23 protein-coding genes, 1 other RNA gene and 1 pseudogene are annotated in these 21587 nt (G+C 65.8%); 12 read left to right on the top strand and 13 right to left on the bottom strand.

Translation table 11 applies throughout. The annotated features are described in order from the left end of the window. Nucleotides 1-84: 84 nt before the first annotated feature. The gene (locus ARC23_RS08315) at nucleotides 85-1284 is read right to left on the bottom strand and encodes an MFS transporter (protein WP_057496820.1); all 1200 of its coding nucleotides are present in this window, start codon (nucleotides 1282-1284) and stop codon (nucleotides 85-87) included. Nucleotides 1285-1357: 73 nt separating this feature from the next. Between ARC23_RS08315 and ARC23_RS08320 the strand changes: the two genes are divergently transcribed. Further along, nucleotides 1358-2155, top strand: a complete 798-nt coding sequence (locus ARC23_RS08320) for an AraC family transcriptional regulator (RefSeq protein WP_057496821.1) — start codon at nucleotides 1358-1360, stop codon at nucleotides 2153-2155. Nucleotides 2156-2215: 60 nt separating this feature from the next. On the opposite strand, the gene dnaJ is transcribed toward ARC23_RS08320, so the two are convergent. From dnaJ to hrcA, 4 genes are all read right to left on the bottom strand, one after another. Beyond that, the gene (gene dnaJ, locus ARC23_RS08325) at nucleotides 2216-3340 is read right to left on the bottom strand and encodes a molecular chaperone DnaJ (protein WP_057496822.1); all 1125 of its coding nucleotides are present in this window, start codon (nucleotides 3338-3340) and stop codon (nucleotides 2216-2218) included. Nucleotides 3341-3494: 154 nt separating this feature from the next. Further along, a complete protein-coding gene (gene dnaK / locus ARC23_RS08330; protein WP_057496823.1) occupies nucleotides 3495-5417 on the bottom strand; it encodes a molecular chaperone DnaK in 1923 nt (640 codons plus the stop codon). A gap of 181 nt (nucleotides 5418-5598) precedes the next feature. After that, the gene (gene grpE, locus ARC23_RS08335) at nucleotides 5599-6114 is read right to left on the bottom strand and encodes a nucleotide exchange factor GrpE (RefSeq protein WP_057496824.1); all 516 of its coding nucleotides are present in this window, start codon (nucleotides 6112-6114) and stop codon (nucleotides 5599-5601) included. A gap of 63 nt (nucleotides 6115-6177) precedes the next feature. Beyond that, nucleotides 6178-7242: a heat-inducible transcriptional repressor HrcA gene (gene hrcA / locus ARC23_RS08340; RefSeq protein ID WP_057496825.1), complete on the bottom strand. Its 1065-nt coding sequence runs from the start codon at nucleotides 7240-7242 to the stop codon at nucleotides 6178-6180. A gap of 115 nt (nucleotides 7243-7357) precedes the next feature. On the opposite strand from hrcA, the gene recN reads away from it, so the two are divergent. Continuing rightward, on the top strand, nucleotides 7358-9019 hold the full coding sequence (gene recN / locus ARC23_RS08345) for a DNA repair protein RecN (RefSeq protein ID WP_057496826.1): 1662 nt from the start codon (nucleotides 7358-7360) through the stop codon (nucleotides 9017-9019). Nucleotides 9020-9091: 72 nt separating this feature from the next. On the opposite strand, the gene ARC23_RS08350 is transcribed toward recN, so the two are convergent. Next, nucleotides 9092-10009: a LysR family transcriptional regulator gene (locus ARC23_RS08350; protein ID WP_057496827.1), complete on the bottom strand. Its 918-nt coding sequence runs from the start codon at nucleotides 10007-10009 to the stop codon at nucleotides 9092-9094. A 96-nt stretch (nucleotides 10010-10105) separates the two neighbouring features. Here ARC23_RS08350 and ARC23_RS08355 point away from each other — a divergent pair, with 96 nt between their 5' ends. Continuing rightward, nucleotides 10106-11350, top strand: a complete 1245-nt coding sequence (locus ARC23_RS08355) for an SGNH/GDSL hydrolase family protein (protein WP_057496828.1) — start codon at nucleotides 10106-10108, stop codon at nucleotides 11348-11350. A 58-nt stretch (nucleotides 11351-11408) separates the two neighbouring features. Here ARC23_RS08355 and fur read toward each other — a convergent pair whose 3' ends face one another. Beyond that, entirely contained in the window at nucleotides 11409-11816 is a 408-nt protein-coding gene (gene fur / locus ARC23_RS08360; protein WP_005409235.1) for a ferric iron uptake transcriptional regulator, read from the bottom strand. A gap of 103 nt (nucleotides 11817-11919) precedes the next feature. Between fur and ARC23_RS08365 the strand changes: the two genes are divergently transcribed. Then, nucleotides 11920-12312: an outer membrane protein assembly factor BamE gene (locus ARC23_RS08365; protein WP_057496829.1), complete on the top strand. Its 393-nt coding sequence runs from the start codon at nucleotides 11920-11922 to the stop codon at nucleotides 12310-12312. 35 nt (nucleotides 12313-12347) lie between these two features. Here ARC23_RS08365 and ARC23_RS08370 read toward each other — a convergent pair whose 3' ends face one another. Further along, nucleotides 12348-12605 (bottom strand): RnfH family protein, encoded by a 258-nt coding sequence (locus tag ARC23_RS08370; RefSeq protein ID WP_057496830.1) that lies wholly within the window; start codon nucleotides 12603-12605, stop codon nucleotides 12348-12350. Between the two features lie 3 nt (nucleotides 12606-12608). Then, nucleotides 12609-13034: a type II toxin-antitoxin system RatA family toxin gene (locus ARC23_RS08375; protein WP_057496831.1), complete on the bottom strand. Its 426-nt coding sequence runs from the start codon at nucleotides 13032-13034 to the stop codon at nucleotides 12609-12611. Nucleotides 13035-13091: 57 nt separating this feature from the next. On the opposite strand from ARC23_RS08375, the gene smpB reads away from it, so the two are divergent. After that, on the top strand, nucleotides 13092-13595 hold the full coding sequence (smpB, locus tag ARC23_RS08380; RefSeq protein WP_057496832.1) for an SsrA-binding protein SmpB: 504 nt from the start codon (nucleotides 13092-13094) through the stop codon (nucleotides 13593-13595). Nucleotides 13596-13703: 108 nt separating this feature from the next. On the opposite strand, the gene ARC23_RS08385 is transcribed toward smpB, so the two are convergent. After that, nucleotides 13704-14276, bottom strand: a complete 573-nt coding sequence (locus ARC23_RS08385) for a hypothetical protein (protein ID WP_057496833.1) — start codon at nucleotides 14274-14276, stop codon at nucleotides 13704-13706. Nucleotides 14277-14495: 219 nt separating this feature from the next. Here ARC23_RS08385 and ssrA point away from each other — a divergent pair. The 3 genes from ssrA to ARC23_RS20750 all read left to right on the top strand — a co-directional run bounded on the left by ssrA (nucleotide 14496) and on the right by ARC23_RS20750 (nucleotide 16068). Then, nucleotides 14496-14849, top strand: a transfer-messenger RNA (tmRNA) gene (ssrA, locus tag ARC23_RS20405). Between the two features lie 313 nt (nucleotides 14850-15162). Next, complete coding sequence (locus tag ARC23_RS21200) at nucleotides 15163-15327, top strand: integrase arm-type DNA-binding domain-containing protein (protein WP_238985221.1); 165 nt, start codon at nucleotides 15163-15165, stop codon at nucleotides 15325-15327. Nucleotides 15328-15771: 444 nt separating this feature from the next. Then, the gene (locus tag ARC23_RS20750) at nucleotides 15772-16068 is read left to right on the top strand and encodes a hypothetical protein (protein WP_152985235.1); all 297 of its coding nucleotides are present in this window, start codon (nucleotides 15772-15774) and stop codon (nucleotides 16066-16068) included. Between the two features lie 255 nt (nucleotides 16069-16323). Here the strand turns inward: ARC23_RS20750 and ARC23_RS20755 are convergent, their stop codons facing one another. Together ARC23_RS20755 and ARC23_RS08395 are read right to left on the bottom strand one after the other, a co-directional pair. Next, entirely contained in the window at nucleotides 16324-16668 is a 345-nt protein-coding gene (locus ARC23_RS20755) for a hypothetical protein (RefSeq protein ID WP_152985236.1), read from the bottom strand. 141 nt (nucleotides 16669-16809) lie between these two features. Next, the gene (locus tag ARC23_RS08395; RefSeq protein WP_152985237.1) at nucleotides 16810-17109 is read right to left on the bottom strand and encodes a hypothetical protein; all 300 of its coding nucleotides are present in this window, start codon (nucleotides 17107-17109) and stop codon (nucleotides 16810-16812) included. A 341-nt stretch (nucleotides 17110-17450) separates the two neighbouring features. Here ARC23_RS08395 and ARC23_RS21075 point away from each other — a divergent pair, with 341 nt between their 5' ends. The 3 genes and pseudogenes from ARC23_RS21075 to ARC23_RS21380 form a co-directional block, all read left to right on the top strand. Beyond that, complete coding sequence (locus ARC23_RS21075; RefSeq protein WP_203226350.1) at nucleotides 17451-17615, top strand: hypothetical protein; 165 nt, start codon at nucleotides 17451-17453, stop codon at nucleotides 17613-17615. Nucleotides 17616-17833: 218 nt separating this feature from the next. Next, nucleotides 17834-18280 carry a hypothetical protein gene (locus ARC23_RS08400; RefSeq protein ID WP_057496836.1) on the top strand — a complete coding sequence of 149 codons (447 nt, stop codon included), beginning with the start codon at nucleotides 17834-17836 and terminating at the stop codon, nucleotides 18278-18280. Nucleotides 18281-18296: 16 nt separating this feature from the next. Continuing rightward, nucleotides 18297-18511: pseudogene (locus ARC23_RS21380) on the top strand (hypothetical protein); the annotation flags it as partial. A gap of 35 nt (nucleotides 18512-18546) precedes the next feature. Here ARC23_RS21380 and ARC23_RS08405 read toward each other — a convergent pair. Continuing rightward, nucleotides 18547-19341 carry a hypothetical protein gene (locus ARC23_RS08405; protein WP_057496837.1) on the bottom strand — a complete coding sequence of 265 codons (795 nt, stop codon included), beginning with the start codon at nucleotides 19339-19341 and terminating at the stop codon, nucleotides 18547-18549. 227 nt (nucleotides 19342-19568) lie between these two features. Here ARC23_RS08405 and ARC23_RS08410 point away from each other — a divergent pair, with 227 nt between their 5' ends. After that, entirely contained in the window at nucleotides 19569-21548 is a 1980-nt protein-coding gene (locus ARC23_RS08410) for an esterase/lipase family protein (protein WP_057496838.1), read from the top strand. Nucleotides 21549-21587 lie beyond the last annotated feature (39 nt).

Genomic DNA, 21587 nt, shown 5'->3' on the forward strand with positions numbered 1-21587 from the left:
CCCGCCAATCCACGGATAGCGCGCTTCGGCTGTTGCAGTTGCCTCTGCGGGTGCAGGGCTGCAAGCCCTGCAAACCAAATCCCCTCAGTGAGCAGCAGGCCGCGACGGCGGCAGCCACGCCGCCACGATGCCCAGCAGCGGCAGGAACGCGGTCAGCTGATAGACGTATTCGATGCTGGTCTCGTCTGCCAGCAGGCCCAGCACGGCCGCGCCCAGCCCGCCCATACCGAAGGCAAAGCCGAAAAACAGGCCGGACACCATGCCAATGCGGTGCGGCATCATCTCCTGCGCATACACCACGATGGCCGAGAACGCCGAGGACAACACGAAGCCGATCAGCACCGCCAGTACCGTGGTCCACAGCAGATCGGCATGCGGCAGCATCAGCGCGAACGGTGCCACGCCCAGGATCGAGGTCCAGATGATCGGCTTGCGGCCGATGCGGTCACCCAGCGGGCCACCCAGGAAACCACCGGCTGCGGAGGCCACCAGGAATGCGAACAGGTGCAGCTGCGCCTGCGCCACCGGAATGCCGAAGTGGTGAATCAGGTAGAAGGTGAAGTAACTGCCGATGCTGGCCATGTAGAAGTACTTGCTGAAGATCAGCACCAGCAGGATCGCCAGCACCTTGGCCACGGTGCGCGGCGGATGCCTCGGCGCCATCGACGCGGTGCTGGCCGGACGCGGCGTACCCAGGTGCAGCGCATACCAGCGCCCGACATAGGTCAGCAGTGCGATGCCGATCAGGGCGGCGCCGGCGAACCACGACGCGGCGTGCTGGCCATACGGCACGATCACTGCCGCGGCAATCAGCGGGCCGAGCGCGGTACCGAAATTGCCACCCACCTGGAACACCGACTGCGCGAAGCCGTGACGGCCGCCCGAGGCCAGTCGCGCGATGCGCGAGGCCTCCGGATGGAAGATGGCCGAACCGATGCCGACCATCGCCGCTGCCATCAGCACCACCGCGTAGTTCGGTGCGAAGCCGAGCAGCAGCATGCCGCACAAGGTCGAGGCCATGCCGATCGGCAGCGAGTACGGCGCCGGGCGGCGGTCGGTGGCCATGCCGATCAACGGCTGGAAGATCGAGGCGGTGAGCTGGTAGGTCAGCGTGATCAGGCCGATCTGGGTGAAGCTGAGATTGAAGCCGCCCTTGATGACCGGATAGATGGCCAGGATCAGCGACTGCATCATGTCATTGACGACATGCGAGGTGGAAATGGCAGCCAGCACGCCGGGGGCCACCGGGCGTGAGGTGGTTGCGGGAGAAGCCAGGGTCGACATGGATACAGTCAGGTTGGGGGCGAGCCACGCATGCTACGGTTGCCTCCCCCCTCCCTTCTGCCGCGTTCGGGTCATGGCCTATCGCAAAAAGGACATTGCCAGCGACGTCGATCCTGCGGCGCCCTGGCGCGAAGTCCCGCAGCACCGCCCGGTCACCTATCGGGTCACCCAGTACCCGGCCGGTACCCACATCGCAGGCCACAAGCACCAGCGCCACCAGCTGGTGTATGCCATCTCGGGGCTGATGGTGGTGCGCTCGGAAGTGGGCCGCTGGGTGGTGCCCTCGACCCGTGCGATCTGGATGCCGGCCGGCATGGTGCACGCGGTGGACTGCATCGCGGCCGTGCACATGCGCAGCCTGTACATCGATCCGTTGTTCGCGCCGCAGTTGCCGGCCGAACCGTTCGCGGTGCAGGTGGCGCCGCTGCTGCGCGAGCTGCTGCAGGCGGCCACGCTGATCAAGGGCGAGCACATCGAAGACAGCCGCGATGGCCGCGTAGTGCGCCTGCTGCTGGATGAGCTGCATCGCATGGACGTGCTGCCACTGCATCTGCCTGCGGCGACCGACCCGCGCCTGCAGCGGATCTGCCAGCACATCCAGAAGCACCCCGGCGATGACGCCACGCTGCAGGACTGGGCGCAGGCGCTGGAGGTGGACGTGAAAACCATCCAGCGCCACTTCGCCAGCGAACTGGGCATGACCTTCGGCCAGTGGCGGCAACAGGCGCGGCTGCTGGCCGCACTGGAACGGCTGGCGGTCGGCGAGAAGGTCATCGATGTGGCACTGGCGATGGGGTATGACAGCCCCAGTGCGTTCACCAGCATGTTCAAGCGCCAGCTGGGACAGACGCCAGCGGCGTTTTTCCGCTGAGCGCAAACGAAAACGCCGGGCATGGCCCGGCGCTAACGTTCAACGCTTCCGTTGAAAAACTCAGGACGTCATCCGGTCCCAGAAGCCCTTCACGCCATCCATGAAGGTGGCCGACTTCGGCGAATGCTTGCGCGCTTCCTCGCCGACGAAGGTGGCTTCGAACTGCTCCAGCAGCTTGCGCTGCTCGTTGGTGAGGTTGACCGGCGTCTCCACCACCACGCGGCAGTACAGGTCGCCCTCGCTGCGGCTGCGCACCGAACGCACGCCCTTGCCGCGCAGGCGGAACAGCTTGCCGGTCTGGGTCTCGGCCGGAATGCGGATTTCCGCTTCGCCGCCGAGCGTGGCAACGCGCACGGTGTCGCCCAGTGCCGCCTGCGAGATGCGGATCGGCACTTCGCAGTGCAGGTCGTCGCCATCGCGCTGGAAGATGGCGTGCTCGCGCACACGCACTTCCACGTACAGGTCACCCGGCGGCGTACCGGCCGGGCCGGCTTCACCCTCGCCCTGCAGGCGGATGCGGTCGCCGGTATCGACGCCCGCCGGCACCTTCACCGACAGCACCTTGTCTTCCTCGACACGGCCGTTGCCGTGGCAGGTCTTGCACGGCTTGGCGATGATCTGGCCCCGGCCGCCGCAGTTGTGGCAGGCCTGTTGCATGGCGAAGATGCCGCGCTGGATGCGCACCTGGCCGCGGCCATGGCACACATTGCAGGTTTCGACCTTGCCGTCTTCCGAGCCACTGCCATCGCAGTCGCCGCACTCGGCCAGGGTCGGGATCTCGATGCGGCGCTCGACGCCGCGTACCGCTTCTTCCAGGTCCAGCTCCATCACGTAGCCGATGTCGGCGCCGCGACGGGCCTGGCGCGGCCCGCCGCCGGCACCGCCAAAGATGTTGCCGAAGATATCGCCGAAGATATCGTTCATGTCCGGGCCGCCCGGACCGCCACCGCCCATGCCGTGCTCGAACGCGGCGTGGCCATGGCTGTCGTACATGCGGCGCTTGTTGCCGTCGGACAGCACTTCGTAGGCTTCCTTGCACTCCTTGAAGGAGGCTTCGGCGGCCGTATCGCCCGGGTTGCGGTCCGGGTGGAACTTCATCGCGCAACGACGGTAGGCCTTCTTCAGTTCTTCGTCGCTGGCGGTGCGGGCAACGCCCAGCACTTCGTAGTAATCGCGCTTGCTCATATCGTGGATCGCATTCCGGAAAGTCGGGATTCGTCAAAGCGGAAGAGCGGAACCAGGTCCGCTCTTGCGTCGGGCGCCCCGACACGCCGGGTGGCGGTCAGGACCCTGATGCGACAACGGGACGCTGCCAGGCAGCGTCCCGTGTCGGTCCGGATCAGGACTTCTTGTCGTCCTTGACTTCGGTGAACTCGGCATCCACCACGTCGTCGTTGCCCTTGCCAGCGGTGCCGGCGTCGGCACCCGGGGCACCGCCCTGGTCGGCCGAAGCGGCAGCGAACAGCGACTGGCCGGCTTCTTCCAGCACCTTCGACTTGGCTTCGATCTGTGCCTTGTCGTCGCCCTTCATCGCGGTTTCCAGGTCGGCCAGCGCCGCCTCGACCTTGCCGATGACATCACCGCCGACCTTGCTGCCGTGCTCGGTGATGGCGCTGCGGGTGCCGTGGATCAGGGCGTCGGCCTGGTTGCGGGCCTGCACCAGCTCCTGGAACTTCTTGTCTTCTTCGCGGTTGGCTTCCGCGTCGGCGACCATGCGTGCGATCTCTTCCTCGGACAGGCCCGAACCGGCCTTGATCTCGACCTTCTGTTCCTTGTTGGTCTTCTTGTCCTTGGCCGACACGTGCAGGATGCCGTTGGCGTCGATGTCGAAGGACACTTCCACCTGCGGCAGGCCGCGCGGGGCCGGCTCGATGCCGGACAGGTCGAACTTGGCCAGCGACTTGTTGAAGCGGGCCTGTTCGCGCTCACCCTGCAGCACGTGCACGGTCACGGCCGACTGGTTGTCCTCGGCGGTGGAGAACACCTGCGAGGCCTTGGTCGGGATGGTGGTGTTCTTCTCGATGATCTTGGTGAACACGCCGCCCATGGTCTCGATGCCCAGCGACAGCGGGGTCACGTCCAGCAGCAGCACGTCCTTGACGTCGCCGCCCAGCACGCCGCCCTGGATCGCCGCACCCAGTGCCACGGCTTCGTCCGGGTTGACGTCCTTGCGCGGTTCCTTGCCGAAGAACTCGGTCACCGCCTGCTGCACCTTCGGCATGCGGGTCTGGCCACCGACCAGGATCACTTCGCTGATGTCGCTCGAACGCAGGCCGGCATCGTTCAGGGCAACGCGGCACGGCTCGATCGACTTCTTGATCAGGTCTTCCACCAGCGCTTCCAGCTTGGCGCGGGTCAGCTTGATGTTCAGGTGCTTCGGGCCCGACGCGTCAGCGGTGACGTACGGCAGGTTCACTTCGGTCTGCTGGGCGCTGGACAGCTCGATCTTGGCGCGCTCGGCAGCATCCTTCAGGCGCTGCAGGGCCAGCGGATCCTTGCGCAGGTCGATGCCCTGGTCCTTGTTGAACTCTTCAACCAGGTACTCGATGACGCGGTTGTCGAAGTCTTCGCCGCCCAGGAAGGTGTCACCGTTGGTGGCCAGCACTTCGAACTGCTTTTCACCATCAACGTTGGCGATCTCGATCACCGAGACGTCGAAGGTGCCGCCGCCCAGGTCGTACACCACGATCTTGCGATCCTTGTTGTCGCCCTTGTCCAGGCCATAGGCCAGCGCGGCCGCGGTCGGCTCGTTGATGATGCGCTTGACGTCCAGGCCGGCGATGCGGCCGGCGTCCTTGGTCGCCTGGCGCTGGCTGTCGTTGAAGTAGGCCGGCACGGTGATGACCGCTTCGGTGACCTTCTCACCGAGGAAGTCCTCGGCGGTCTTCTTCATCTTCTCCAGCACCTTGGCCGAGATTTCCTGCGGGGCCATCTTCTTGCCGTCGCTGGTGGCCACCCAGGCATCGCCATTGTCATGGGCCAGGATGCTGTACGGGACGTGCGCGATGTCCTTCTGCACTTCGGCGTCGGTGAACTTGCGGCCGATCAGGCGCTTCACCGCGTAGAAGGTGTTCTTCGGGTTGGTGACGGCCTGGCGCTTGGCCGAGGCGCCGACCAGGACTTCGCCGTCCTTGGTGTAGGCGACGATTGACGGGGTGGTGCGATCGCCTTCCGAATTCTCGATGACGCGGGCCTTGCCGCCGTCCATGATCGCCACGCACGAGTTGGTGGTGCCGAGGTCGATACCAATGATCTTGCCCATGGGGGAGACTCCTGAGGATGCTTGTTGGGGTCAGTCCGGCCGTTCGGCCGGTGGATGAATACGATGTGGGGGAGGCCCGTGGAACATTCAAGCCATCCCCCGAACGCTGTGTTTCCGGTCGCCCGGCGCGTTCAGCGTCGGGCCGGGTCGCAGGTCATTCCCGCCGCCCGGCCCGGCAGGGTCAGTCGGCGGCCACCACCACCAGCGCCGGCCGCAGCAGGCGCTCGTTGAGCAGGTAGCCCTTCTGGAACACGGTCACCACGGTGCCCGGTGCGGCGCCCGGGGCCGGCACCTGGCTGATGGCCTGGTGGTGTTCCGGGTTGAACGGCTGGCCGGTCGGGTCGAGCAGGACCAGCCCGTTGTCGGCGGCAACCTTCAGCAGCTGCTTGTAGGTCAGCTCCAGGCCCTCGCGCAGCGGGTGCGGGTCGTCACCGGCAGCCTTCAGGCCGGCATCCAGGCTGTCGAACACCGGCAGCAGCTCGCCCAGCAGCTTCTCGTTGGCAAACTTGCGGGCCTGCTCGATGTCGCGGGCGACGCGCTTGCGCTGGTTTTCCAGGTCGGCGCGCTCACGCAGGGCGTCGGCCTTGACCTGCTCGATCTCGGCGCGCAGGCGCTCCACTTCGTCACTGACGCCGGCCGCAGCCGCTGCATCGGCCGCGCTCTGCTGGGATTCGATATCGGGGTTTTCGTGGTTCATGTCTGGGTCCCTGGCGGTCACAGCCCGCCTCCACCCACCCTAGTGTGGGCGGGATGCTGCGTTTCAAGCGTCGGATGTTCCAGGAGTTCGACCGGCCGGCGAAAAGGCCGCGCCGAGCACGTCGGCGGTGGCCTGCACCAGCGGGATCATGCGGTCGTAGGCCATCCGCTTGGGGCCGATCACGCCCAGCACGCCCAGCACCTGGCCGTTGGCGGTATAGGGCGCAGTGACCAGCGAGACCCCCTGCAGCGGCATCATCCCGGTCTCCTCGCCGATGAAGATGCGCACGCCCGGGGCCTGGATGGTCCGCTCCAGCAGCTGCAGGATCTCGCGCTTGCTGGAAAACAGCTCGAACAGTTCGCGCAGGCGCTCCAGGTCGGACAGGTCCTGTACCCCCATCAGCCGGGTCTGCCCGGCCACCAGCATGTCATCGGCCGGCGGCTGCAGGGCCTGCTCGGCCAGCTCGATGCTGTGCGCCAGCAGCTGCTCCAGCTCGGAGCGGGCATCGCGCAGCTCCAGCAGCAGGCGGGTGCGGATCTCGACCATCGGCAGGCCGGCGAAATGGGCGTTGAGGTAGTTGGCGACCTGCTCCAGCTGCCCCGGCGCGAACTCCTGGCGGGTCTCGATGACCCGGTTCTGCACCTCGTTGTCGGCAAATACCAGGATCGCCAGCACCCGGCGCCCGTCCAGCGCCACGAAATCGATCTGGCGGAAGGCGAACTGCTCACGCCGCGGCGCACTGACCACGCCGACGAAGTGGCTCATCGCCGACAGCAGCTCCGAGGCGCTGCCGAGCAGGGCCTGGGTGCTGCCGCCGCCGGCCAGCTCCTGGCGCAACCGGGCCAGCTCGCCCTCGCCCGGCGGCTGCATCTGCAGCAGGCTGTCGACGAACACCCGGTAGCCATGCGCGGTCGGGACGCGCCCGGCCGAGGTATGCGGCGACGCCAGCAGGCCCAGGTCTTCCAGGTCGCCGAGGATGTTGCGGATGGTCGCCGGGCTGACCTCCAGGCCGGCCACGCGCGCCAGCGTCTGCGAGCCGACCGGCTCACCATCCTGGATGTAGCGCGCGATCAGCGTGCGCAGCAGATGGCGCGCACGTGGGGCAAGCTGGTCGGGAGAACCGTGCATGGAATCAACCTGTGAGACACGGACACTAGATAATGGCGACGCATCACCTTGGCAAGTCATTGGACCTCCCCCGCGCGCGTGCTAGCGTTGCGCGGCTGCTGATACCCCCTTACCCATGCTCAGACATCTTTCGATCAAGGATTTCGCCGTCGTCCGCGCCACCGAACTGGAGTTCGGGCCCGGCATGACCGTCGTTTCAGGCGAGACCGGCGCCGGCAAGTCGCTGATGGTCGACGCGCTGGGCTTCCTGTCCGGTCTGCGCGCCGATAGCGGCGTGGTCCGCCACGGCGCCGCCCGCGCCGAACTTTCCGCCGAATTCGCACTGGACCAGTTGCAGGCCGCGCGCCAGTGGCTGGCCGACAACGAGCTGGACGACGAGGAACAGTGCCAGCTGCGCCGCGTGATCCGCGCCGACGGCGGTTCGCGGGCCTGGATCAATGGCCGTCCGGTCACCCTGGCGCAGCTGGCCGACCTGGCCGCGCTGCTGGTGGAGATCCACGGCCAGCACGAGCAGCAGGCCCTGCTGACGCGCCCGTCACAGCTGGCCCTGCTCGACGCCTATGCCGGCAACGAGGACGCGCGCCGCCAGGTACGCCGCGCCGCCGCGGCCTGGCAGGCGCTGGTCGATGAGTCGCTGGCGCTGTCGCAACAGGGCGACGTGAGTGACCGGATCGGCTTCCTGGAGCACCAGCTGCGCGAACTGGACCGCGAGGACCTGGAACCGGAGTCGATCGCCGCACTGGGTGCCAGCCACCGCCGCCAGGCCCACGCCAGCGCCCTGCTGAGCGCCTGCCAGGCGGCCAGCAACCAGCTCAACGGTGACGACGGCAGCTCCGCGCTGGACCTGCTGCAGCAGGTGCGCCACGAGCTGTCGCGGCTGGTCGAGCACGACCCGCGCCTGGGCGAGGTGGACGGCCTGATCGAGAACGCCTCGATCCAGCTGCATGAAGCCCTGTCGCTGCTGGACCGGGTGCATGACGACCTCGACGCCGACCCGGAGCAGTTCGAGGAGAACGAGCGCCGCCTCGGTCGCCTGCACGACCTGGCCCGCAAGCATCGCGTGCCGATGGACGAGCTGGGCGCGCAACGCGAGCGCATGCATGCCGAAGTGGAGCAACTGCGCGGTGCCGATGAGCGCCTGCAGCGCCTGGCCGGCGAGATCGACAAGGCCGCCGCCGCCTGGCGCGTGCAGGCTGAAGTGCTGACCGCCAGCCGCCGCAGCGCCGCCGCCGAACTGTCGGCCACCACCACCAGCATCATCGCCGAGCTGGGCATGGGCGGCGGCCAGTTCCTGATCGAGCTGGAACCCCAGGACGCCGGCAAGCCCGACCCGCAGGGCGCCGAACGCGTGGAGTTCCTGGTCGCCGCCAACGCCGGCCAGCCGCCGCGCGCCCTGCGCAAGGTGGCCTCGGGCGGTGAACTGTCACGCATCTCGCTGGCCATTGAAGTGGCCGCGCTGGATCTGGACGCGGTGCCGACGATGGTGTTCGACGAAGTGGATTCAGGCATCGGTGGCGCGGTGGCCGACATCGTCGGCCAGAAGCTGCGCGCACTGGGCGAGAAGCGCCAGGTGCTGTGCGTGACCCATCTGCCGCAGGTCGCCTCCAAGGGCCATGCCCATTACCGGGTCAGCAAGGCGCCGGTGGAAGGCATGACCCAGAGCGCCGTGGAAAAGCTGGACAGCAAGGCGCGCGAAGAAGAGCTGGCGCGCATGCTCGGCGGCGTGGAAGTCAGCAAGGAAGCGCGCGCCGCCGCGCGCAAGCTGCTGCAGGCCTGAGGCCGGGGGAGCCGAGCGTGGGCTCGGCTCTACAGGAACATCCCGAACGAAACCGGCATGTAGAATGCCAGCTCACCCCAGCGGCCGCGCCAGGTCGACGTTCTCCACCAGGAAATCGAGGAAGGCGCGTACCCGCAGCGGCAGGTAGCCGCCCTGCCCCAGGAACACCGCGTGCACCTCTTCCAGGTCACCCGGATTGGCCGCTTCCAGCACCGGCAGCAGGCGTCCGGCGGCGATGTCGGCCTGCACCTGGAACGCTGCCAGCCGTGCCAGTCCCAACCCGCCCAGCACCAGCTGGCGCAGCGCATCGCCATTGCTGGCGCGGGCGTTGCCACTGGGCAGCAGCATCCGCTCGCGTCCATCCTGCAGCAGCGGCCAGCCCTGCATCGCCCGCGCATGGCCGATATCCAGCCGGTTGTGCGAGTGCAGCGCCTCGACGTCGGCCGGCAGGCCGTGACGCTGCGCATAGGCCGGTGCGGCCACGATCATCATCCGCGTCGCCCCAAGCCGCCGCGCCACCAGGCTGGAACTCTTCAACGGGCCGGCCCGCACTGCCACATCGGTGCGCTGCTCCAGCAGGTCGATCACCTCGTCGTTCAAGGTCAGGTCCACGCCCACCTGCGGGTTGCCGCCAAGGAAGCGCGGCAGCAGCGGCAGCAGGAAATGCTGGCCAAACGGCACGTTGGAATTGACCCGCAGCCGCCCACGTGGCTCGGCATGGGCGCTGGCGCAGCGCTCGGCCTCGTCCAGATCAGCCAGCACACGCAACCCACGCTCGTAGAACGCGCAGCCTTCCGGGGTCAGTTGCAGCTGGCGGGTGGACCGCTGCAGCAGGCGCGTGCCCAGCCGCTGCTCCAGCCGCGCCACCAGCTTGCTGACCGCCGACGGGGTCATGTCCAGCGTTCGGGCGGCGGCGGAGAAGCCACCGGTCTCGATCACGCGCACGAACACTTCCAGTTCGCCGGATCGGTTGATGTCGGAGCGTGCCATGGCGGTGAATTCACTTCACAGATGATTGTCTCTGCGCAGTCTAGTTCACAGGTGAGTCTGGAATCACCATGCCGCCACTCCACCCGGGATCGCCCGATGAACCGCCTCTGCCAGCTCACTGCCACCACCCTGCTCACCCTGTCCGGCGCCACCCGTGCCGCCCCTGCCCCGCACTGGGTCACCAGCTGGCAAGCCAGCCCACAACCGGTCTGGGACGCCGATTTCCTGTTCCCGACGCTGGTGCCGGCCACACTGCAGGACCAGACCTTCCGCCAGACCGCACGCATCAGCCTGGGCGGGCCCCGGCTGCGGGTGCGGCTGAGCAATGCCTATGGCACGCAGCCGTTGCGCGTCGGGGCGGCCAGCGTGGCCGCACAGGCCGGCGCCACACCGCAGGCGCTCAGTTTCGACGGCCAGCCCGGGGTGTTGATCAGCCCCGGCCAGGAACGGCTGAGCGACCCGCTGGCACTGGCCACGGACCACCGCCAGGCGTTGCAGGTCAGCGTCTTTGTGCCTGGGCCGACAGCGGTTCGGACGTTCCATTGGGATGGCCGCCAGACCAGCTGGGTCGCCCCCGGTGACCAGAGCAGGTCGCCCGGGCTGGATCGGGCCTCTCCCACGACCGCCCGCTTGTTCCTGAGTGGTATCGAGGTTGAAGCGGCCCCCGGCGCGCGCAGCGTGGTGGTGATCGGCGATTCGATCACTGACGGCGCAACCGCCAGCCTGGACCAGGACCAGCGCTGGACCGACCATCTCGCCGCGCGGCTGGCACCGCATGGCGTGGCAGTGGTCAACGCGGGCATCTCCGGCGGCCGCCTGCTGCGCGACGGCATGGGCGAGTCGGTTCTGGCCCGCCTGCAGCGTGACGCACTGGATCAGCCCGGCGTGGGCAGCGTGATCGTGCTGATCGGCATCAACGACATCAGCTGGCCCGGTACGGCCTTCGCCCGTAACCAGGCCCGGCCCACGCTGGCGCAGCTGCAGGCCGGCTACCGCGCCTTGGCCGAGCAGGCACATCAGCGGGGCCTGCGTATTCTGGGTGCGACCCTGCCACCGTTCGCCGGCGCCCTGCCCGGCACGCCACTGGACGACTACTACCACCCGGACAAGGACGCGCTGCGCCAGCAGCTCAATGCGTGGCTGCGCGTGGGCAGCCCGTTCGATGCGGTGGTCGACTTCGATGCTGCCCTGCGCGACCCGGCCGATCCGTCGCGGATGGCCGCCGCCTATGACTCCGGCGACCACCTGCATCCTGGCGACGCCGGCAACCGGGCGATGGCCGAGGCGGTAGATCTGGAGGCGCTGATGGGGCCATCCACGCATGGCGTGGATCTACCGTAAGCAATGAAAAACCCCGGGCAAGCCCGGGGTTCCGTCGTATCCAGCTGGCCGGAACGGCTTACTTGCGCTTCTTGCGCACGTACAGCACCAGCGAGTGTTCTTCCAGCTCGTAGCCGTGATCTGCCGCGATCTTGCGCTGCAGCTCCTCGATCTCGTGGCTTTCGAACTCGATGATCTTGCCGCTGTCCACGTCCACCATGTGGTCGTGGTGGCCGCCACGGTCCAGCTCGTAGACGGCCTGGCCGCCTTCGAAATTGTGCTTGAGCACGAGGCCGGCGGCCTCGAACTGGGTCAGCACCCGGTAGACCGTCGCCAGACCGATCTCGTCGCCATGCTCGAGCAGCTGGCGGTAGATGTCTTCGGCAGTCATGTGGTGCTGGGCATTGCGCTGCTCGAGCAGCGCCAGGATCCGCATCCGCGGATGGGTCACCTTCAGGCCGACTTTACGCAGGTCGTGGGTTTCCATAGGTCTCCGTTCATTGGCGATTTAGCGCCAGCTGCCTCGGATTGGGTCGCGGTGGCACGCCGGGAGTGTATCATCGGTTTGATTTCCCCAACCGCCAGTCCCGATGCGCAATCTCCTGTTGGTCGCCGCCGTCGCCCTGTCCACCACCGGGTGCGGCATCATCTACAAGCAACCCATCTATCAGGGCAACCTGATCCGGGAAGATGCCGTGGCCAAGCTGCAGGTCGGGCAGAGCAAGCAGCAGGTCACTGCGCTGCTGGGCACCCCGTCCATTCCCGACCCGTTCCACGCCCAGCGCTGGGACTACACCTCCAGCCAGCGCGTGAACCGCCTGGGCCGTACCGAGGTGAAGAACTTCACCGTTTTCTTCGAGAATGACAACGTGACCCGCTGGGAAGGCGATTACTTCCCGGGCAACGACAAGGCCCTGGCCCAGCAGACCGTGCGCCAGTTCGGCCGCAACCTGCCGAAGGACAAGAAGAAGAAGGGCCGCTGAGGCGCCTGCCCGTCCGCAAGGACGGGGTGTGGCAATCAACCGCCGAGCGCGCGACGCCGGCGGTTGTCCTTGGGGTCGGCCAGCAACGGGCGCAGCAGCTCGATGCGGTCCCCATCCAGCAGCGGCTGCTGCGGACGCGCCAGCACGCCATGTACGGCCACCGCCGGGCAATCGGCACTGCCGTCCAGCCCAGCCGCCGCGATGGCATCGGCCACGGTCGCGCCCTCGTCCAGCTGCAGACGGCGCGAGAGCACCTGCTTTGGCCACGCCAGCACCACCTCGACCTCGATCATCGCTCAACCTTCGTCGGCAACGCGGACGAAATCGTTGACCATGCGATCGGCCAGGCCCTGGAAACCGATCGCCAGCGCCGGACCAAGCAGGCGCGAGCTGGGTTCGAACTCCAGGGTCAGGGTGACCTTGCAGGCGTCTTCGGCCAGCGCATGGAATTCCCAGCGGCCGTGCAGCTGCTTGAACGGGCCATCGCGCAGCTGCATGTCGATGCTGTGCGGGCGCCGCAGGGTGTTTTCGGTCTGGAACCAGGTACTGAACGAGCCCAGGCCCAGGTCCAGGCGCGCCACCAGCCGGTCCTCGCCCTGCTCCAGGATCTGGGCAGCCGAGCACCAGCGGAAACGGTGCGGATAGGCCTGGACGTCGTTGACCAGGTCGAACATGCGCGCGGCCGAATGTTCGACCAGGGCGCTGCGGCGGATAGTAGGCATGAATACAGGACGTTTCGGCAATCGACCGGGCGGGCCCGAATCGGAGACAATACGGAAATGAGCAAGAACAGCGGCAAGGATAAAGCAAAGAACGCGACGGCCACCAAGACCATCGCGCTGAACAAGCGTGCCCGCCACGAGTACCACATCGAAGAGCGCTTCGAGGCCGGCCTGGCCCTGCAGGGCTGGGAGGTGAAATCGATCCGTGCCGGCCGCGGCAACATCATCGACGCCTACGCCTACGTGAAGCGCGGCGAGATCTACCTGATCGGTGCCCAGATCACTCCGTTGATCCAGGCCTCCACCCACGTGGTGGCCGAAGACCGCCGCGAGCGCAAGCTGCTGCTGCACCGGAACGAGATCGACAAGCTGATCGGCAAGGTCGAGCGCGATGGCTACACGATCGTGCCCACGGCGATGTACTGGAGCAAGAACAAGATCAAGCTCGAGATCGCGCTGGCCAAGGGCAAGCAGAACCACGACAAGCGCGATGCCGCCAAGGACCGCGACTGGGCAATCGAGAAGCAGCGCGTGATGCGTCGCGGCAACCGCGACGCGTAAGGCTGCAATGCCGGGCCATGCCCGGCTGCCCTGGCTTTCTGTAGAGCCATGCTCGGCTTCGGAAATAGCCGCCGGGCGCAGGCTCGGCGCCATGGGCGCGCACGCCGGTCAGCCGACCAGCATGCCCTGCCCGCGCAGGCGCGGCGCCAGCGCGGCATGCATCACCGCCAGATGCATCACCACCGCCAGTTCCGGCGCATGGCGGTCATCGCCGGCACGCCACCGCTGCGCCAGCTGGGCCGCGTCGGCCGGGAGCAGGGCCAGCAACTGGGCGTCATCCAGCGAGTCGGCCGCGCCCTGCAGCTGCCGCGCCAGTTGCCGCGACTGCCACACATGCACGCCGATGCTGAGGCTGGCCAGCGACATCAGGACCACAGCCAGGCCATGCTCGAACCACTGCGACAGCACTTCCGGCCCCCACAGCAGGGCCGCCAACACTGCCAGGCCCGGCAGGCGCCACCCCAGCCAATGGATGCGACCGCGCTGCGACCAGTGCACCACCACCGCACTGGCGACCAGCGCCGCGGCCGCCGTGGCCGGCAGTTCGGTCAGGCCGGTGGCCGCAAGCAACACCGCCAGCACCGCCCAGACCCAGCCGGGCGGCAGCGCCCGCCGCTGGTAGTCAGCGCCGACGGGGCCGACCAGCTCTCGCAGGCTGCGTTGTTGGCTTGCATCGGTCACCCACAGTCTCCGTGTCTGTCCTGGCCTGGATCGTGATGGCCAGTGTGTCGCAAATTCGTGCCAGGGAGGTTAGCAATCCGCTATGACCATGGCTCTACAACGAGTTGTGGATTGCCAAGGTGACTGTTCAGGTATTTTGCCGTAGCATTGCAACCGTTGGGCAGGCCCTGCCCGTGGTGACACGGATTCGGCCCTGTACCTTGCAGCACTGTAGAAACCGGGGGTGCATTGGTTTCGACGGGGGTTGTGAAGTCGCCTGGCGCATGCCGAGGGGGTAGCTTTCCTCGTAAATCCAGCTGCAAAACTCTAGTTGCCAACGACGACAACTACGCTCTGGCCGCTTAAGGCCTAAGCCTCGAAACCGCTTGTGTCCATGCTCGCGGTGTAGAGTCACTATCATGGAATCGCGCTGGACGGCTGCCTGTCAGTCCGGCACTAGAACACAACAGGCTGGTTCCCGGATGCGCTTTGCGCGCCGTGCTGTTCGGGGACGAGATCCAACGGCGAGCTAAGCATGTAGTGCTGGGGATGGAGTGCCTTCGGACGGCGGTTCAATTCCGCCCACCTCCACCAACGAACGGTCCGTCAAGGGCCGGAGAAGCCCGGAAACCCCCGCATCACAAGGGTTTCCGGGCTTTTTTACTTTCCGGCCTGGTTCGCGTCAATTCGTTGCAGGCCGTGAGACGGTGGGGACATATTTTGGGACAGAAGCCCGGACCTGAAAGACACATGCCCCACTGACCGATTTGGCCATTCGCAAGGCCAAAGCAACGGAGCGCACCCAGAAGATCTTCGATGGCGGCGGCCTCTACCTGGACATCTCCCCAAGGACAGCCGCTGGTGGCGGCTCAAGCAGCGCTTCGGCGGAAGGGAGAAACGGCTCGCCCTGGGCGTCTATCCGGACGTGCCCTTGGCTCTCGCCCGACAGCGACGAGACGACGCGCGGCAGCTGCTGGCGCGTGGGGTAGATCCGGCCGAGCCTAAAAAGGCGGCGGCCGTGGCTCGGGCGGAGCTGGGCGCCAACACGTTCGAGGTCATTGCGCGGGAATGACTGGCGAAGCGCGACTGGGTTCCAAAGTACCGCGCAATGGTCGAAGCGTGGTTCAGCAATGACGTGTTCCCCTGGATCGCCATCGCGCGTGACGTTGGCCGTCTCGCGGCCGTTGTACCAGAGCGCCCAGCGCTCACCCGTCTGGACCCAGCCAGAGGGAATTGGGGGCGGTGCGGAAGCTGTGGGACGAATACATGGCCGGAAGAACACGACCGGCTGTCGCAGATCCTGCGAACACGGCGGCGACCTGGATTAATCGTTCGGACGTGGTGCCGGCGCGGCGCTGCTCACGCCTCCCCGGGTCGAGATGCCTGCGGCCCCGGATCCAGCCCACCCATTCACCGGGAGCCAATACGAGAGCGATAATCTTCACGGATTCTTGATGCATCGCCTCGTATACGGGGCACTTGTGCCAGGAGGCCACCACGCCGCCGGTAAGGAGAAATGACGATCATGAAAATGGCATCTTCGAAATGGCTGCTGAGCGTCGCTTCACTCATCGCCCTTGCGCTGCCTGGAGCAGTCCTCGCAAGCGACCCTGACCCCGAAGTCGATCCGGATTCCGCATCCGACAAAATCCGAGAAACAGTACGAAAAACGCCAGAGGCACAGGCGTTGTACAAGAAATATACGGATTGCGAAGCATCTGGCGCCGATGCCGATTGTTCTGAGCATCTGCTCGACTATCTGAGTTACGTGGACAGGGAAGTGAGCAAGGCGCTCACCAGCTACCTCAAATAGCGACGCAACCAACTTCAGGCGTGCCGTCGGCACAGCTCGGCAACACTCATCTAACGTACCAATGACAAAGGCCCCGACCAAACGCAGGGGCCTTTCTCTTTGCTCCATGTCTGTCTCCACCGGGGCTGAGCTGCCTGCGGCCCCTGATCTGGCAAGGTCAGGATGCCTCGCCCTGGTCGTCCGCCACCATCGGGCAAAGCTGGACTATCCCGTCAGAAAAAGAGGACCCGGCGTCCGCCGGGACCTCCTGCATTGCTATCGACACTCAGCGGGAACCTTTCGAGCCTTCTTGTCCCGAGTGACGACCCCAGCCTTCGTTGTGCAGACAACCGTGTATTCAAGGATCTGAGTAGCGGACTGTACTCGCGGCGCTTCGCAATGCGGAATATCCGGGACGCTCTGGCAAACGGTTCCGTCAGGACTAGTATCGGACCAACGCTTCATCGTGCTGTGGGGAACAGGCTCCATTTCAAAGAACTTCTTGATCTGCTCCCTCTCCTTCGCATCCGCCTCTTCGTTCGGATCGGCACTTTGTGCCAGTGCACTGCCCGCTAAAGCACACAATGCCGCAGCAACCAGCATATTCTTGATCAACTTCATCGTTGTTCACCGTTGGGCTACTTGTATCGATGATCTACGTCGATGCGCCAGCATCACGCCACCTGGCACCGCCGACGGCCAGCCAGGCGGACGTCGCCGGGCCGCAAATATCTACCGGCCAAGGTGCCACGGCTGAGTGAACTAAGCCCATTCAGGATTCGGCGTTCCGATGCGGCTCTCCAATGACGTCCGCAGGATGAAGGCGATCTTGTTCTTGTTGATCCGCGACGCCTCGATAACGGGAACCCAGGCAGGAACAACCCGGGCCTGCATGCCGCGCATGACCCTCCTCACCGAGACAACCTCTCGTTCTTTGTAGAGCATCGCGAGACGTGAATCTGCGCGTTTCACCGCATAGGCCCGGTCATTGCAGTAGACGCTTGCATAGGCATATGCCGCCACGGGCGCCCCTTCGAGGCTCCTCAGCTCGACCACCACCACGTATACGCACGGCATCGACTACACCCCATGGTTGAGGAAGCAGTAGCCGAAATACTCGCGAGGTCAAAAAAGTGAATCTGAGACGCCCATCCCGAAATAGCCCGCAGATGGCCGGCCAACGGTTCATCTGCACGAGCCTGGGCGGCGTCATGGCAATGCTGCTGGCAAGCGAACCGCCGGCCCCATCGTCACGCCGCCAACCGGGAAGGTATTGCTGATCAGGGTCTGCTGGACCGTCTGCAATGGGCTGCGCTGGCGCTGGCGGAGGGTCGCCGCATGATCCACGTCGGAGATTGCCTGGAAGTGATGCGCGGGATGGCCGACAACTCGGTCGATGCATCGTGACCGATCCGCCCCACGGCCTGTCCTTCATGGGCAAGCGCTGGGACTACGACGTGCCCAGCACCGAGGTGTGGGTCGAGTGGCTGCGTGGGTTGAAGCCGGGCGGGCGCGACCAGACGGGCGAAACCGGGGGTATGGATGGGGGTATCGCCGACGCTGCATAGGCTGGAGACTACGTCGTGCAAAGGCATAAGGCTCAACTACGGTAGAGCCCACCTCCACCATCTGTATGGCCTGTCGAGGCCGCAAGAAGGCGGATCTCCTCTTCAATCAGGAGCTTCGGCTTTTTTGTGCCTGCACGCCTGGGAGCTTTAACTCCAGGCCCTTTTCATTGCATCATTCCGGCCATCGAGACCCCGATCTCCGCCAAGGAAGAACTGTGATGAAGCCACGGCTCGTCCCTGCCCTGCTGATTGCCGCACTGTCCGGCTGCATGCCCACCAAGCAGGCGTCGCCCGAGCAGATCAAGGACGCACCGGCCGCGCGCATTTTCCCGATCGATGCCCAGGGTGAACCCACCGGTACCGTCACGGTCACCCGCGACGTCGGATTCGTGGGCAGCGGCTGCTACTTGGGCGTCATGGTCGACGGGAAGATGGCCGCACATCTCGACCCCGCTGAGCGCCTGTCCCTGGCTCTGGCCGAGGGGCGCCACGTACTGACCGCCACGCCTGTCCAGGGGCGGGGCCTGTGTGGCGTGCTGCAATCGGAGAAGACCAACAATACCCGCCGGCGATCGACTGAAATCAACGTCCGCGCCGGCGCCACGCAGGCGTATCGCCTCTACTCCTCCGCTGAAGAGTTCCCGGTAATCGAACCGGCGTTCTGATTCCTGCTCCCATCAGAAGGCCGGGACGAATTTCAGTGCGGCCGAAGCCATCGATGCGCTGCAGGCGGCCAACCCGGCCAAGAAGCCAGGCGGCACGTTCGAGCCTCTTCGTGTACTTGAACGGTGTCGATTCCAAGCGCCTGGCCAAGGCTTGGTCGGTGACCGAGGACAACGAGCATGCCGACACCGAAGGGCTATTCGGCTACGGTGAAGTGCCAGTTCAGCCGGTAATGGGGTGACCTGAACTGCAGCCAGCGGCGCTGACTCTAGTGAGCCATCGGCACGGTGGCTACGATGGCACCCGTCTTCTCGTTCTGCACCGAAACAGCAATCAACCGCGCAGGGAACAGCGTCTGTTGATCTACACTTTCGAATGGGCTGCTGAGCAAGGGCGGTGTCCAGCGGCGGGAGGCAAGCACGAAAGGTTCGATCAGCTCGATCTGGTAGACCAACGAGGTGTTGTTATTAAGCGATCGCGCCAGCTCCGGGCTGGCATCGAGCTCCAACCGTAACGCGGCGCCAGTATTGATGACTTCTTCACTGGAGGCTAATGCGTCTATATCCTTCTTGGAGAACGCGACGTTGACCGTCTGGAGTACCGTTTTATCCACCATCGCCCCGGCCCCGAATGCGTTTTCGGCCCGATACTTCTCGCGCTTCAGAATTTTCCGAGTAAGCGGCATTGCATAGTAGATCTTGCTGTCGTTTTTGGCACCAGTGAGATTCAACGACTTGTTGATGAGATACACGGTCAGGCGCTGCCGGTCCGCATCGTATAACGTGGTGACCGCCGAATCCTGCCTGAAACAGATCATGCCGTTGGCAATCGGGCTCGCCTGCAGCACCTTGTCCGCGCGCTGCTGGTAGGCGGCATTGCTCTCGAACTCATCCTTGGGCCCCAGTGACGCTGCGAGCATATCGGTGACAGACAGGACATTTCCCTGTAACCGTATCGAACCAACACCCTCGAGCTGCAGGTCACATGTTTCCCGCGATCTGTTGTCGGCCGCAGAGCACGTGAACGCAGCGGTGATGGCGATGGTGAGCAAGATGCTGCGCATGGATATCCCCCTAACGGTGGAGCACATTATCAGGGCAGACAGCTCCGCGGAATCGTCGCGTGGCCCCGGTGTGACGACCACGGCAGAGCCCCCCCATTCACCCAGTGTCACACGGAAGCACCTGAATCGCCCTTCTGGCGACAGTCTCGTGCCCCAAACCGACCGCCCGGGATATTCCGCTTTGACAGGCCGGCCGCTACAGTGGCGCCAGCGCGCAGGAGGATCGTATGGCTACCACGGGCTTGGGCTTCATCGGCCGCACGACCCTCATCATCACCGTGCTGCTCGGCCTGGGCGGCTGCGCGACGCTGCGCCAGTTCGGGCCATCGGTGCAGGTCGCCTCGGTCACGCCGGGCCAGTACATCGCACTCAAGCGCGGCGACATCCTCACCACTGGCAAGCTCAGTTCGGCAACGATGGAAACGCTGCGCGTGGCCGGGCTCGATGAGGGCGTCTGTGCCAAGCCCGGCCTGCCCTGCATCGAGGCGATGGAAGGCAGCATCGTGGTGCGCGAGGAAGACAAGCGCTCCAGCCTGGCCGAGCTGTGGCTGCAGTACGCCATGACCCTGCCCGCGCCGAAACGCGAGTACTCGGCCTCGGGCCGCGCCAAGACCGCCGTCACTGAACTGGATGCCGAGTTCCAGCCGCGCCTGGATGCCTGGATGCAGGTTGCGCGGCAGGCCTACGCGTACCTGTTTTTCACCGAGCGCACGGCCAACCAGCGCGGCTTCGAAGACCGCCAGACCCAGGTACGCGACTACTACAACCTGGCCGTGCAGGAAGCCTCGGTGCAGTTGTACAACGCCTATGCCACCGGCCGCGTGCGCAACGATGCCAGCCATTTCCAGCTGGGGCGCTGGACCTTCGTCCTGGCGCCGGCGGATGACGCCTCGCCGCTGGATACCCGCACCCCGACCGAGCTGGTACCGGCCGCGTCGTTGTCCTTCACCGGCACCCTGCGCAGCGTGCACCGGCGCGATGGCTTCGGTGCCGAGCTGGTGGCGGTGATGGAAGATCCCGATGCCAGCACCGCGCCGGCCGCCGGGTCTTCGACAGCGCCGGCACAGCGCAGCTGGAGCGAGATGCCCTCGCCGTCGATGAGCGTGCTGCTGCGCTTCTCGGGGAAGAACCTGTGGGAAGTGCTGCATGATGATTCGCCGGAGCTGGAAATCCACGATCCCTACCAGGTCTCGGAAGTCACCCTGCATGGCCAGCAGGTGCCGCTGGCGGCCAACTTCACCGCAGGCTACGCATTGTGGCTGGCACGCTCCAACTTCAGCCACCAGTCGCTGCGCTCGCTGTTCGGTGGCAAGGGTGGCATCGATTCGCCGCATCTGTACATGATGCAGCCGTACGACCCGAACCGCCGCGTGCTGCTGATGATCCACGGCTTGGCCAGCAGCCCGGAAGCCTGGGTGAATGTTGCCAATGAACTGATGCGCGACGATGAGATCCGCCGCGACTTCCAGGTCTGGCAGTTCTACTACCCGACCAACATACCCATCGCGATGAGCCACGATGCGATGCGCCACACCCTGGCCGAAGTGTTCAAGCACTTCGACCCCAGCGGCAAGGCGCAGGCCTCGCATGACATGGTGCTGGTCGGGCACAGCATGGGCGGGGTGATCGCGCGGTTGATGGTGTCCTCTTCCGGCGACCACCTGGTCGACACCCTGCTGGCCACCGCGCAGATGACGCCTGCCCAGCGCGAGCTTCTGCGCACCAAGGGCGCGCCGGTGCTGACCTTCGTGCCGGAGCCGGAGGTATCGCGGGTGGTGTTCATCGCCACGCCGCATCGCGGCACCGACGTGGCCGGTACCCGCCTGGGCCGTTGGATCGGCCGCCTGGTACGGCTGCCGCTGACCGTGCTGGAGGACGTGGCGACACTGGCCAACGAGGGCCAGATCGATCGCAGTGATGGCAAGCACGGCTACCAGATGAACAGCATCCAGAACCTGGACAAGGACGACCCGTTCGTGCGCGCGGTCGCCGATCTGCCGATGTCACCAAAGGTGCGCTACCACTCGATCATCGCCCGCGCCAGCGCGGAGGGCCCGCTGGAGAAGACCGATGATGGACTGGTGCCGTACTGGAGCTCGCACCTGCCGCGTGCGGATTCGGAAAAGGTGATCGTGTCCGGCCACAGCGTGCAGGAAGCCACGCCAGCCATCGTCGAGCTGCGCCGCATCCTGCATGAGGACATGTAGGCGCACGGGCGGGGCAGCAACCAGCCGGCCCCTGCCCCC

The sequence above is a fragment of the Stenotrophomonas beteli genome (assembly GCF_001431665.1).
Classification (GTDB): domain Bacteria; phylum Pseudomonadota; class Gammaproteobacteria; order Xanthomonadales; family Xanthomonadaceae; genus Stenotrophomonas; species Stenotrophomonas beteli.

Coding starts and splice junctions, on each gene's coding strand:
- ARC23_RS08410 (WP_057496838.1), top strand. CDS start 19,569: ATGGCTACCACGGGCTTGGGCTTCATCGGCCGCACGACCCTCATCATC.
- ARC23_RS08405 (WP_057496837.1), bottom strand. CDS start 19,341: ATGCGCAGCATCTTGCTCACCATCGCCATCACCGCTGCGTTCACGTGC.
- dnaJ (WP_057496822.1), bottom strand. CDS start 3,340: ATGAGCAAGCGCGATTACTACGAAGTGCTGGGCGTTGCCCGCACCGCC.
- ARC23_RS08315 (WP_057496820.1), bottom strand. CDS start 1,284: ATGTCGACCCTGGCTTCTCCCGCAACCACCTCACGCCCGGTGGCCCCC.
- ARC23_RS08400 (WP_057496836.1), top strand. CDS start 17,834: ATGAAGCCACGGCTCGTCCCTGCCCTGCTGATTGCCGCACTGTCCGGC.
- ARC23_RS08350 (WP_057496827.1), bottom strand. CDS start 10,009: ATGGCACGCTCCGACATCAACCGATCCGGCGAACTGGAAGTGTTCGTG.
- ARC23_RS08365 (WP_057496829.1), top strand. CDS start 11,920: ATGCGCAATCTCCTGTTGGTCGCCGCCGTCGCCCTGTCCACCACCGGG.
- ARC23_RS08355 (WP_057496828.1), top strand. CDS start 10,106: ATGAACCGCCTCTGCCAGCTCACTGCCACCACCCTGCTCACCCTGTCC.
- ARC23_RS20750 (WP_152985235.1), top strand. CDS start 15,772: ATGACGATCATGAAAATGGCATCTTCGAAATGGCTGCTGAGCGTCGCT.
- fur (WP_005409235.1), bottom strand. CDS start 11,816: ATGGAAACCCACGACCTGCGTAAAGTCGGCCTGAAGGTGACCCATCCG.
- hrcA (WP_057496825.1), bottom strand. CDS start 7,242: ATGCACGGTTCTCCCGACCAGCTTGCCCCACGTGCGCGCCATCTGCTG.
- ARC23_RS08320 (WP_057496821.1), top strand. CDS start 1,358: ATGGCCTATCGCAAAAAGGACATTGCCAGCGACGTCGATCCTGCGGCG.
- grpE (WP_057496824.1), bottom strand. CDS start 6,114: ATGAACCACGAAAACCCCGATATCGAATCCCAGCAGAGCGCGGCCGAT.
- smpB (WP_057496832.1), top strand. CDS start 13,092: ATGAGCAAGAACAGCGGCAAGGATAAAGCAAAGAACGCGACGGCCACC.
- ARC23_RS08375 (WP_057496831.1), bottom strand. CDS start 13,034: ATGCCTACTATCCGCCGCAGCGCCCTGGTCGAACATTCGGCCGCGCGC.
- recN (WP_057496826.1), top strand. CDS start 7,358: ATGCTCAGACATCTTTCGATCAAGGATTTCGCCGTCGTCCGCGCCACC.
- ARC23_RS20755 (WP_152985236.1), bottom strand. CDS start 16,668: ATGAAGTTGATCAAGAATATGCTGGTTGCTGCGGCATTGTGTGCTTTA.
- dnaK (WP_057496823.1), bottom strand. CDS start 5,417: ATGGGCAAGATCATTGGTATCGACCTCGGCACCACCAACTCGTGCGTG.
- ARC23_RS08370 (WP_057496830.1), bottom strand. CDS start 12,605: ATGATCGAGGTCGAGGTGGTGCTGGCGTGGCCAAAGCAGGTGCTCTCG.